Annotated in this window: 6 protein-coding genes, 3 tRNA genes and 2 rRNA genes; 4 read left to right on the top strand and 7 right to left on the bottom strand. The window is 45.1% G+C overall.

Features of this window, described 5'->3' with window-relative positions:
• Positions 1-6: 6 nt before the first annotated feature.
• Positions 7-91: transfer RNA gene (locus MED222_RS00105), tRNA-Tyr, on the bottom strand.
• Positions 92-135: 44 nt separating this feature from the next.
• Positions 136-211, bottom strand: a tRNA-Thr gene (locus tag MED222_RS00110).
• A 209-nt stretch (positions 212-420) separates the two neighbouring features.
• Here MED222_RS00110 and coaA point away from each other — a divergent pair.
• Positions 421-1344: a type I pantothenate kinase gene (gene coaA, locus MED222_RS00115; RefSeq protein ID WP_009844725.1), complete on the top strand. Its 924-nt coding sequence runs from the start codon at positions 421-423 to the stop codon at positions 1342-1344.
• Between the two features lie 7 nt (positions 1345-1351).
• On the opposite strand, the gene birA is transcribed toward coaA, so the two are convergent.
• Positions 1352-2317: a bifunctional biotin--[acetyl-CoA-carboxylase] ligase/biotin operon repressor BirA gene (gene birA / locus MED222_RS00120; protein WP_009844724.1), complete on the bottom strand. Its 966-nt coding sequence runs from the start codon at positions 2315-2317 to the stop codon at positions 1352-1354.
• Entirely contained in the window at positions 2314-3360 is a 1047-nt protein-coding gene (gene murB, locus MED222_RS00125; protein WP_009844723.1) for a UDP-N-acetylmuramate dehydrogenase, read from the bottom strand. The genes birA and murB overlap by 4 nt, the downstream gene beginning before the upstream one ends.
• Before the next feature lie 66 nt (positions 3361-3426).
• Between murB and MED222_RS00130 the strand changes: the two genes are divergently transcribed.
• From MED222_RS00130 to MED222_RS22785, 3 genes are all read left to right on the top strand, one after another.
• Positions 3427-3858: a GNAT family N-acetyltransferase gene (locus tag MED222_RS00130; protein ID WP_009844722.1), complete on the top strand. Its 432-nt coding sequence runs from the start codon at positions 3427-3429 to the stop codon at positions 3856-3858.
• A 91-nt stretch (positions 3859-3949) separates the two neighbouring features.
• Entirely contained in the window at positions 3950-5290 is a 1341-nt protein-coding gene (pssA, locus tag MED222_RS00135) for a CDP-diacylglycerol--serine O-phosphatidyltransferase (RefSeq protein WP_009844721.1), read from the top strand.
• Between the two features lie 421 nt (positions 5291-5711).
• On the top strand, positions 5712-5897 hold the full coding sequence (locus MED222_RS22785) for a transposase (protein WP_102258363.1): 186 nt from the start codon (positions 5712-5714) through the stop codon (positions 5895-5897).
• 241 nt (positions 5898-6138) lie between these two features.
• Here the strand turns inward: MED222_RS22785 and MED222_RS00140 are convergent.
• The 3 genes from MED222_RS00140 to MED222_RS00150 form a co-directional block, all read right to left on the bottom strand.
• Positions 6139-6215: transfer RNA gene (locus MED222_RS00140), tRNA-Asp, on the bottom strand.
• 43 nt (positions 6216-6258) lie between these two features.
• Positions 6259-6374: ribosomal RNA gene (gene rrf / locus MED222_RS00145) — 5S ribosomal RNA — on the bottom strand.
• 87 nt (positions 6375-6461) lie between these two features.
• Positions 6462-9355, bottom strand: a 23S ribosomal RNA gene (locus tag MED222_RS00150).
• Positions 9356-9561: the final 206 nt, after the last annotated feature.

Below are 9561 nucleotides of genomic sequence, written 5' to 3'. Positions count from 1 at the left end.
AGAATATGGTGGAGGGAGACGGATTCGAACCATCGAAGGCAGTGCCGGCAGATTTACAGTCTGCTCCCTTTGGCCACTCGGGAACCCCTCCAAATTTTGAGCTTTCTCTCGCTTACCTTAAAGAAAGGGAGAAAGTGGTGCCGACTACCGGAATCGAACTGGTGACCTACTGATTACAAGTCAGTTGCTCTACCTACTGAGCTAAGTCGGCACAAGTGGGGCGCATTTTATTGAATGATTTTCCACCTTGCAATAGTAAATTGAAAAAAAGTGAAAAATTCTCCTATCAAATTCCTATATACGGCTATTTAGCTCAAGGTTTCTGCCTTTAACCCACATCTAGTACAGGAAGATATTTTATTTATCTATCGCTTGATGTATTTTCCATGCACTTGTTTTGTTATCCACTATAGAGTTTATATGAGCCCATTTATGTCATTTGACCGCGAACGTTGGTCTGAGCTAAGGAATTTAGTTCCGATGACACTTTCTGAGAGCGACTTAAAAGAGCTTCAAGGCATCAATGAAAAGCTCACAATGGAGGAAGCCGTTGAGATCTACCTGCCGCTCTCTCGCCTATTAAATCTCTATGTGGCAGCCAGACAGAATAGAAACTCAGTACTCCATCAATTCCTGGATAAAAACGAGAAAGCACCACCTTTTATCATCGGTATTGCTGGAAGTGTCGCTGTGGGCAAAAGTACAACTGCACGACTGCTTAAAGCCCTACTTTCTCGCTGGGAGAACCACCCAAAAGTTGAGCTAGTCACAACCGATGGCTTCTTATACCCAAATGAGGTGTTAGAAGAAAAAGGATTGATGAGTAAAAAGGGCTTTCCGGAGTCTTACGATATTAAGCGTTTAGTGAACTTTGTTTCGGATGTAAAAGCATGCAAGAGAAATGTCACGGCTCCCGTGTACTCACATCTTACGTACAACATTACTGATGACGTTAAGTGTGTCGACCTACCAGATGTGCTTATTATTGAAGGACTTAATGTCTTGCAAACAGGCATGAACGATCCACACGAGCCACATCGCGTGTTTATTTCAGACTTCCTTGATTTCTCTCTCTATGTTGACGCTGATAGCCAACAAATCAAAGAGTGGTACGTCAATCGCTTTATGAAATTCCGCGATGGTGCGTTTACCAAACCTGGCTCTTACTTTAGTCATTACACAAAATTATCGAACCAAGCGGCACTGGATAAAGCGGAAGGTATCTGGAGTTCAATTAATGGCTTGAACCTAGAACAAAATATCCTTCCTACACGAGAAAGGGCTCACTTGATTCTACGTAAAGGCGCAGATCATATGGTTGAAGAAGTATTACTAAGAAAATAGTAACACCTTAATCGCCTTTTCTTAGCGATATCTCTCCGCCGATATAGCTCTCGATACCATTCTCAGTTTTGAGTAATACAGCACCTTGTTCATCGATGCCTTGAACAACACCTTCAATTTCTCTAGGTCCAATGATCAACCTAACATTGCGACCTAAGAAATTATCAAAGCGATTCCAACGCTCTACAAAATTCGACATCCCTTTCAACTCATAATCAACAAGAGACTTGTCCCAAGCATTGATCAGAGCCTGCGCTAACTGATTGCGATCGGGCACCTTCCCGTCACACACTTCTTTAAGAGAAGTCCACGGTTGACCAATACCTGATGTTGTTGGATCCATGGATAAGTTTAGCCCTAAACCAATCACAATATGAGCAGCGCCACCAGACTGTCCTGACAGCTCTACCAAGATACCAGCAAGCTTCTTGTCATTGTGGTAAAGGTCGTTCGGCCATTTGAGCTTTATACCTTCTACGCCCATCTCTTCCAAAGCTTCAACAACAGCTACACCAACCACAAGGCTCAAGCCCATCGCAGCAGCCATCCCTGCGTCGAGTCTCCAATACATTGAAAGATAGAGGTTTGCACCGAATGGCGATACCCACTCTCGTCCACGACGTCCACGTCCCGCAGCTTGATATTCAGCAATACAGACAGAACCCGATTCTAGGGTGTTAGTACGCTCTAATAGGTGTTGGTTTGTAGAACCTATGATTGGAATCAGTTCAAGAGAAGCATCTCGACTAACAACAGACAATTTGTCTTCGTTAAGCATATCTAAACGGCTAGCTAACTTATAGCCCTTGCCTTGTACTCGGTAGATATCTAAACCCCACCCTTGAATACCTTTAATGTGCTTACTGATAGCCGCTCGTGATACACCAATCATTTCACCTAGATCTTCACCTGAATGAAACTCACCGTCAGCAATACACTTCAATAGTGCAAGCTTGGTACTGTGTTCTCTCATGCCAATGACTCCAAAGCCTTGTCTAGATTTGTCTCGCAGTCTCGTCCCATAAAACGCACTTCATGTTCTAATCGAATATCGAATTTATTCAAGACAGACTGACGCACTCGCTCTGCAAGCTTAAGGATATCCACAGCAGAAGCCTTATCATAATTGATGATAACTAATGCTTGGTTTGGGTGAACTTGAGCACCTCCTTCTGTCACACCTTTGAACTGGCATTGATCAATCAGCCAGCCTGCAGCGACTTTGATCATGTCATTGCTCTCATAGCCGACAATGTTTGGGTATAGAGCGAACAAGCGATCAAAATGATCTTTGGTGATCACAGGGTTTTTGAAGAAGCTGCCCGCATTGCCTTGGACTCTAGGGTCTGGCAACTTACTTGAACGGATAGCGCATACTTCATCAAATATAGTACGAGGAGAGAGCGTATCGGCTGCTAGGCTTTTTAACGGGCCATAGTGATTGCATGGCTCCCACTCTTTCGGCAACGTTAAACCAATCGCAACAACAATCGCTTTATCGTAGAGAGCGTGCTTGAAAATAGAATCTCGGTAACCAAAGAGACACTCTTCTTTGCTCAATCGCTTAACTGTATAAGTATCCAGACACAGGATATCGACATACTCGCATACGTCTTGTAGCTCAACACCATACGCACCAATATTTTGAATCGGAGCCGAACCTGAACAGCCAGGTATCATTGCTAGGTTTTCTAGACCACCGAGCCCTTTATCCACACTCCATTCAACTAAGTGTGGCCAATCTTCCCCCCCACTAACATGCAGTAGGTGATGACTGTCCGTCTCGGTCAACTCAATCCCGGATAATTTATTCACTATGACCAGACCAGCGAAGTGCTCAGTAAAAAGCATATTACTGCCTTTACCCAGTATTAACTTAGGTAAAGCTGACCATTTAGGGTCTCTGTAAACGGAAATTAATTCTTCGATAGTGGTGACTTCAACCAACGTATCACACGTCTGATCTATGGAAAAAGTATGAACATTTTTTAAACTAGCATTGAGATGGAATTGCATGGCGATATTCAATTAACTTACACTGCAGTCATTCTACAGCAGATAAACCAATGGCGCAGTGACTGAATGAACAATGTCATCATTACCCAATTAGACCCAGTAAAGGTTCCCTTAGTTAAACGTTTCTATAAAGAACATTACCCAACGGGAAAAGCCAATAAAAGTGAACTGATCTATTCGTTATTACTGGATAACGAGCTGTGCGGTGTCGTGCGCTTTCGTACAATAGAAAATAATCGCTTACTTACTGGAATGGCGATATCAAAACAACATCGCGGTAAGCAATTAGGTTCCAAACTTATGGATTATTGTGCGCAACATGCACTTACGGAAGACGATTACTGCTTTGCGTACGCTCATCTCACCAATTTTTACGCGCGGCACCTATTCATACAAATAGACCCTAAAGATCTGCCAAATGGTTTAAGAGTTTTATACGAGCGCTACTCGAATAGCGGAAAAGATCTCATTCCTATGCATTATCAGCAAAATTGTTAGAGAATGCCTCGATTATCTAGTATTTGATGCTATCCCTTTGGTAAAATTAAAGGTTCGCAATTTTGCATATTTTTAAGGTAAAACAGTCAATATGATTGCCAGTAGGAATCCATTCATACAGTTGCCAACCATAGCGCAGAATCCTGACAAGTTTGAAGTACTACTATCAGCGCAAGAGTTTCGAACTCGTCTACTTGATGAGATATCTCGCGCAACGACTCGTATTAGTTTAGTCGCTTTGTATCTTGAAGATGATGAGGCTGGCCGTGAAATCCTAACTGCCTTATATGAAGCAAAACAAAAGAATCCAGAATTAGACGTGAGCGTTTGTGTCGATTGGCACCGAGCGCAGCGCGGATTGATTGGCGCAGAGTCTTCTGAAGGCAATGCTGCAATGTATAAAGAGTTTGCAGAAAAATATCAGCACTCTGTACCCGTCTATGGCATTCCAGTTCGCGGCAAAGAAGTCTTTGGCGTATTGCATTTAAAAGGCTTTATCGTCGATGACAGCGTGATATACAGCGGTGCAAGCCTTAACAATATCTACCTGAATTACCATGACCGCTATCGCTTTGATCGTTACCATGTTTTAAACAACGCAGCGCTTGCTGATTCAATGTTTACCTACGTACACGAACAGATGGTTGCGGACAGCGCTGTTTATGACCTGGCTGATAAGAACAAGCCTTCGACCAAAGAACTGAAACCAGCGATTCGTCAGTTTCGTGCATCATTAGCAAGGTCTCAGTATCAATTCGATGCTCAAGAGGTTTCAGCAGACCAAGTTGCTGTAACACCATTAGTTGGTATCGGTAAAAGACGTAACCGTCTGAATCAGGGAATCAATCAACTCGTAGCTCAAGCTAAAGATGAAATCTTTATCTGCACACCTTACTTCAACTTCCCACCTAGCCTAGCTAAAGAAGTGAAGAAAGCGCTTAAGCGTGGCGTAAAGGTCAGCATTGTTGTTGGAGATAAGACAGCGAATGATTTCTTTATCTCGCCAGAAGAAGAGTTTAAAACGATTGGTGGTCTGCCATACCTTTACGAATTGAACTTACGTCGTTTCGCTAAAGCGAATGAGGCTCATATTGCTAGCCGTAATCTATCAATTCGACTTTGGCAACACGATTCTAATAGCTTCCACCTAAAGGGTATTTGGGTAGATAAGCGCTACATGCTACTAACAGGTAATAACCTAAACCCTCGCGCATGGAAGTTGGATCTAGAGAACGGCATCTTTATCCAAGATAACTACCATCACCTAACAGACAAGTTTCAGGCTGAAGTGGATAATATCCTTCAACACACTCAGCTTATCTGTACTTATAAGCAGTTAGATAAGGTAGAGAGCTACCCGTTGGAAGTTCAGAAGTTGATTCGTAAGATCACTCGTGTGAAAGCCGATAGAGTACTTAAGCAAATACTGTAGTCGATGGATTAGAAATACTATTTATCAACGCCTAGCAAACGCTAGGCGTTTTTGTATCTACGATATAAATGACTAAATCGTGAAAATCGTTGATAAGTACTACCACCCGAATTCTATCTATTATCTCCTCGAACACATGGCCTTATCTTGGAGAACTTCTCGATCCAAACACCGAAAAAATCACAGAAAATCCAAGATGATTTTAAAAAATCAAAATAGAAACGATCCCGACAATATTGGGCTGTAGAGTGTTGATGCCTGGTTTCAAGAGGAAGCTAGGTTTGGTCAACAGAACACAACTACACGTCTTTGGGGACTCGTGGAACCAGGCCTCGTGTGGTAAAAAACAGCAATTTGAATACGGCTATTTGTTTGGTTCGGTATGCCCCAAAACAAGAATTGGTGAAGCCATAGTAGCTCCTTGGGGCACAAGGGCATAAAGACAAACCAATTAGAGCAGATATCTAAGGCCAGTGAAAAAGGACATCATGCAGTCTTTATTATGGATGGATCTGGCTGGCATACCGATGATATTGCGAGAGAGTTTAATAATTTCGGCACTATTAAGCTTCCTCCCTACTCGTCAGAGCTCAACCCTATAGAGTAAGTTTGGAGTTGGTTGCAACAACATTATCTAGCGAATCAAAGTTTCACTGATTATAACGACATTGTTTCCAAGGTTTGTCGCGCTTGGAATGGATTTCTTGAGTGCAAAGATCGTGTCACAAAAATGAGTAGAAGGGATTGGATAAACCTGATCAGTTAATTTTCCGGATTGGTATAACAGTAAAACACTTTTTTCAAATGTAAAAAAGCCCTGCTATTTCTAGCAGGGCTTCTCTAATAAGTGGCGGAGTGGACGGGACTCGAACCCGCGACCCCCGGCGTGACAGGCCGGTATTCTAACCAACTGAACTACCACTCCGCAGTGGAATACTTGTCGTCGCTGACAAGTGTTCAAATTTAAAGCCTGGCGATGTCCTACTCTCACATGGGGAAGCCCCACACTACCATCGGCGCTATTGTGTTTCACTTCTGAGTTCGGCATGGAATCAGGTGGGTCCACAATGCTATGGTCGCCAAGCAAATTTTAAAATTCGGAAAGCTGTTAAATTCTCATCAAACTCATTCAAGGTCTGTCTTTGAGTCCACAAAACCCCTTGGGTGTTGTATGGTTAAGCCTCACGGGCAATTAGTACAGGTTAGCTCAATGCCTCGCAGCACTTACACACCCTGCCTATCAACGTCGTAGTCTACGACAACCCTTTAGGACACTTATAGTGCCAGGGAAAACTCATCTCAAGGCTCGCTTCCCGCTTAGATGCTTTCAGCGGTTATCGATTCCGAACTTAGCTACCGGGCAATGCCATTGGCATGACAACCCGAACACCAGAGGTTCGTCCACTCCGGTCCTCTCGTACTAGGAGCAGCCCCTTTCAATTTTCCAACGCCCACGGCAGATAGGGACCGAACTGTCTCACGACGTTCTAAACCCAGCTCGCGTACCACTTTAAATGGCGAACAGCCATACCCTTGGGACCGACTTCAGCCCCAGGATGTGATGAGCCGACATCGAGGTGCCAAACACCGCCGTCGATATGAACTCTTGGGCGGTATCAGCCTGTTATCCCCGGAGTACCTTTTATCCGTTGAGCGATGGCCCTTCCATTCAGAACCACCGGATCACTATGACCTGCTTTCGCACCTGCTCGAATTGTCATTCTCGCAGTCAAGCGGGCTTATGCCATTGCACTAACCACACGATGTCCAACCGTGTTTAGCCCACCTTCGTGCTCCTCCGTTACTCTTTGGGAGGAGACCGCCCCAGTCAAACTACCCACCAGGCACTGTCCGTAATCCCGATTCAGGGACCAACGTTAGAACATCAAAACTACAAGGGTGGTATTTCAAGGACGACTCCACCACATCTAGCGACGCAATTTCATAGTCTCCCACCTATCCTACACATGTAGGTTCAATGTTCAGTGCCAAGCTGTAGTAAAGGTTCACGGGGTCTTTCCGTCTAGCCGCGGGTACACTGCATCTTCACAGCGATTTCAATTTCACTGAGTCTCGGGTGGAGACAGCGTGGCCATCATTACGCCATTCGTGCAGGTCGGAACTTACCCGACAAGGAATTTCGCTACCTTAGGACCGTTATAGTTACGGCCGCCGTTTACCGGGGCTTCGATCAAGAGCTTCGACCGAAGTCTAACCCCATCAATTAACCTTCCGGCACCGGGCAGGCGTCACACCGTATACGTCATCTTACGATTTTGCACAGTGCTGTGTTTTTAATAAACAGTTGCAGCCACCTGGTATCTGCGACTCTCGTCTGCTCCATCCGCAAGGGACTTCACTGATAAGAGCGTACCTTCTCCCGAAGTTACGGTACCATTTTGCCTAGTTCCTTCACCCGAGTTCTCTCAAGCGCCTTGGTATTCTCTACCCGACCACCTGTGTCGGTTTGGGGTACGATTCCTTACAATCTGAAGCTTAGAGGCTTTTCCTGGAAGCATGGCATCAATGACTTCACTACCGTAGTAGCTCGACATCGTATCTCAGCGTTAATGAAAGTCCGGATTTACCTAAACTTTCCGCCTACGTACTTGAACCTGGACAACCGTCGCCAGGCCCACCTAGCCTTCTCCGTCCCCCCATCGCAATTGTAAGAAGTACGGGAATATTAACCCGTTTCCCATCGACTACGCCTTTCGGCCTCGCCTTAGGAGTCGACTTACCCTGCCCCGATTAACGTTGGACAGGAACCCTTGGTCTTCCGGCGAGGGAGTTTTTCACTCCCTTTATCGTTACTCATGTCAGCATTCGCACTTCTGATACCTCCAGCAGCCCTTACAGACCACCTTCAACGGCTTACAGAACGCTCCCCTACCCCACATACCCTAAGGTACGTAGCCGCAGCTTCGGTGTATAGCTTAGCCCCGTTACATCTTCCGCGCAGGCCGACTCGACCAGTGAGCTATTACGCTTTCTTTAAATGATGGCTGCTTCTAAGCCAACATCCTGGCTGTCTGAGCCTTCCCACATCGTTTCCCACTTAGCTATACTTTGGGACCTTAGCTGGCGGTCTGGGTTGTTTCCCTCTCCACGACGGACGTTAGCACCCGCCGTGTGTCTCCCGGATAGTACTTACTGGTATTCGGAGTTTGCAAAGGGTTGGTAAGTCGGGATGACCCCCTAGCCTTAACAGTGCTCTACCCCCAGTAGTATTCGTCCGAGGCGCTACCTAAATAGCTTTCGGGGAGAACCAGCTATCTCCAGGTTTGATTGGCCTTTCACCCCTAGCCACAAGTCATCCGCTAATTTTTCAACATTAGTCGGTTCGGTCCTCCAGTTGATGTTACTCAACCTTCAACCTGCCCATGGCTAGATCACCTGGTTTCGGGTCTAATCCTAGCAACTGTACGCCCAGTTAAGACTCGGTTTCCCTACGGCTCCCCTAAACGGTTAACCTTGCTACTAAAATTAAGTCGCTGACCCATTATACAAAAGGTACGCAGTCACACCACGAAGGTGCTCCTACTGCTTGTACGTACACGGTTTCAGGTTCTATTTCACTCCCCTCACAGGGGTTCTTTTCGCCTTTCCCTCACGGTACTGGTTCACTATCGGTCAGTCAGTAGTATTTAGCCTTGGAGGATGGTCCCCCCATATTCAGACAGGATATCACGTGTCCCGCCCTACTCGTTTTCACTGATTATGATGTGTCGGTTACGGGGCTATCACCCTTTATTGCGAGACTTTCCAGACTCTTCACCTGCATCATTAAAAGCTTAAGGGCTAATCCAATTTCGCTCGCCGCTACTTTCGGAATCTCGGTTGATTTCTCTTCCTCGGGGTACTTAGATGTTTCAGTTCCCCCGGTTTGCCTCCTGTTGCTATGTATTCACAACAGGATACTTACTTATGTAAGTGGGTTTCCCCATTCAGGAATCCCAGACTCAAAAGGTTATTACTACCTAATCTGGGCTTATCGCAAGTTATTACGCCTTTCATCGCCTCTGACTGCCAAGGCATCCACCGTGTACGCTTAGTCACTTAACCATACAACCCGAAAGGGTTTCTATTTGCTTTCACTTTAAAAAGTGAAGACAAATAAGCGTATGGCAACTAACCAAGGTTTTTGGTTGTCATCAAGAAGGGTTAATTCTTGATGACTGTTTGCCGGACTCAATTGTGAATCAAACTAACGTTTGATTCGAATACAAGACACTTGAATGTGTTTGTTGTGTTTATCTAATGAAAGATAA

It is taken from the genome of Vibrio sp. MED222 (assembly GCF_000153005.1).
Taxonomy (GTDB): domain Bacteria; phylum Pseudomonadota; class Gammaproteobacteria; order Enterobacterales; family Vibrionaceae; genus Vibrio; species Vibrio tasmaniensis_A.
This window is presented reverse-complemented; position numbering and strand designations above follow the sequence as displayed.

Coding starts and splice junctions, on each gene's coding strand:
- birA (WP_009844724.1), bottom strand. CDS start 2,317: ATGAGAGAACACAGTACCAAGCTTGCACTATTGAAGTGTATTGCTGAC.
- murB (WP_009844723.1), bottom strand. CDS start 3,360: ATGCAATTCCATCTCAATGCTAGTTTAAAAAATGTTCATACTTTTTCC.
- pssA (WP_009844721.1), top strand. CDS start 3,950: ATGATTGCCAGTAGGAATCCATTCATACAGTTGCCAACCATAGCGCAG.
- coaA (WP_009844725.1), top strand. CDS start 421: ATGAGCCCATTTATGTCATTTGACCGCGAACGTTGGTCTGAGCTAAGG.
- MED222_RS00130 (WP_009844722.1), top strand. CDS start 3,427: ATGAACAATGTCATCATTACCCAATTAGACCCAGTAAAGGTTCCCTTA.